This is a genomic window from Streptomyces sp. NPDC055103 (assembly GCF_053607625.1).
Genome location: NZ_JBSGTX010000159.1, coordinates 1 through 2,102, shown reverse-complemented (window position 1 = coordinate 2,102; position 2,102 = coordinate 1). Strand labels below are relative to the sequence as shown.

Annotated in this window: 2 protein-coding genes; both read left to right on the top strand. The window is 43.2% G+C overall.

Going from position 1 to position 2,102, the window contains the following annotated elements:
- Positions 1 to 481: MMPL family transporter (locus tag ACWFR1_RS40170; protein WP_453561010.1), on the top strand; the 481-nt coding region annotated here is incomplete at its 5' end.
- A gap of 120 nt (positions 482 to 601) precedes the next feature.
- A complete protein-coding gene (locus ACWFR1_RS40165) occupies positions 602 to 1,960 on the top strand; it encodes an IS1182 family transposase (protein ID WP_041339714.1) in 1,359 nt (452 codons plus the stop codon).
- Positions 1,961 to 2,102 lie beyond the last annotated feature (142 nt).

Below are 2,102 nucleotides of genomic sequence, written 5' to 3'. Positions count from 1 at the left end.
CATCGACTTTTTCAAAATACCTGAAAGAGGGCCGATACTCGCCTTCCTGCCGATTTTATCGATTGGGATTCTGTTCGGGTTAGCCATGGATTATCAAGTATTCCTTGTCAGCAGAATGCGTGAAGAATATGTAAAAACAAAGAATCCAGTACAAGCCATTCAGGCTGGATTAAAACACAGTGGTCCTGTTGTTACAGCAGCCGGCTTGATCATGATCTTCGTTTTTGCAGGATTTATCTTTGCAGGCGAAGCTTCTATTAAAGCCAACGGATTAGCACTTTCCTTTGGTGTGCTCTTTGATGCCTTTATTGTAAGAATGACACTGATTCCAAGTGTCATGAAGCTGTTGGGGAATGCAGCCTGGTATTTGCCGAATTGGCTGGACAAGATGATTCCGAACGTGGATATAGAAGGGCATCAACTGACAAAGGAAATACAGCCAGAAATAGATCATGAACAAAAGAAACAAATCAGTGTGTAATAGAAAAAGCAGATCTTTAATGATCTGCTTTCAGACTGTAGACAAACTGGAAGAAATCCAGTTTGCCTACAGTCTTTTTTATTTTACAATGGAAGTACTACATAACTTGAGGTGATTGACATGCTTTCGAAACATAATCCCATTCAACGAGATCAATTAGAAATGATTACGTTAAATCAATTGGTACCGGCCAGCCACTTGGTTCGTAAAATAGAGGCAGCACTTGATTTTTCGTTCATCTATGACTTGGTGAAGGACATGTATTCAGAAATCGGTCGTCCCAGTATTGATCCTGTCATCTTAATTAAATTGACCTTCCTTCAATACACGTTTGGAATCCGGTCCATGCGCCAAACGATTGAACAAGTGGAAACCAATATGGCCTATCGCTGGTTCCTTGGGTATGGTTTCCACGATAAAGTGCCTCATTTCTCTACGTTCGGAAAAAACTATGAACGCCGTTTTAAAGATACCGATCTGTTTGAACAGATTTTCTATCGCATCTTAAAGGAAGCTGCCGAGAAAAAGCTAATCAGTGCCGAGCACGTTTTCGTGGATTCGACCCATGTTAAAGCGAGTGCGAACAAACGCAAATTTGAAAAGAAAGTCGTTCGCAAAGAGACACGCGCGTATCAGGAACGCCTTCAAGAAGAGATTAACCAGGACCGGGAAGATCACGGAAAAAAAACATTTCCTCCGGACAAGTTTGAGAAGGAAGAGAAGAAAGAAATCAAAGAAAGCACCACCGATCCAGAGAGTGGTTACTATGTGAAGGATGAACGGACGAAGCAGTTCGCCTATTCTTTTCACGCAGCCGCGGATCGTAACGGTTTTGTGCTTGGCACCATGGTCACACCTGGCAACACACATGATAGTCAGATTTTAGAGCCATTGGTCGGAAAGGTCATAGAGAGAGTCGGAAAGCCTGAAGCGGTCGCCGCAGATGCCGCGTACAAAACTCCTGCGATTACCCGTTACTTATTGGAACAGGGGATGACCCCTGCCTTGCCATACACACGACCACGTACGAAAAAAGGTTTTTTCCGAAAACATGACTATGTGTATGACGAATACTTTGACTGTTATCTTTGCCCGGCAGGTGAGATCTTGGCCTACTCGACAACGAATAAAGAAGGATATCGGGAGTACAAATCGCCAAAACAGATTTGTGCGACATGCCCATTTTTAGCCAGATGTACGGAGAGTAAAGACCACCAGAAAGTGGTGACGCGTCATATTTGGCAGGAATACGTAGAAGAGGCAGACCATCTTCGCTATCACGCAGAGGTGAAAGAGATTTATGCCAAACGTAAAGAAACCATTGAGCGTGTATTCGCAGATGGAAAAGAAAAGCATGGCATGCGTTGGACAACGTTAAGGGGACTTAAAAAATTGTCGATGCAGGCGATGCTTACTTTCGCTGCCATGAACCTGAAGAAGATGGCCAACTGGACGTGGCAAGGTCCAAAAATGGCCTAAATGATGAACTCGAAGAGGTCTGTCTTTTTATTAAATAGCTTCAAATCCCATAAAAAGCTAAAAAGGGGTTCGGAATGAGACCATTCCGAACCCCTTTTGTCGACAAACTGAAAGCCATACTGAGTATGGCTTTTAATAATAC

Coding starts and splice junctions, on each gene's coding strand:
- ACWFR1_RS40165 (WP_041339714.1), top strand. CDS start 602: ATGCTTTCGAAACATAATCCCATTCAACGAGATCAATTAGAAATGATT.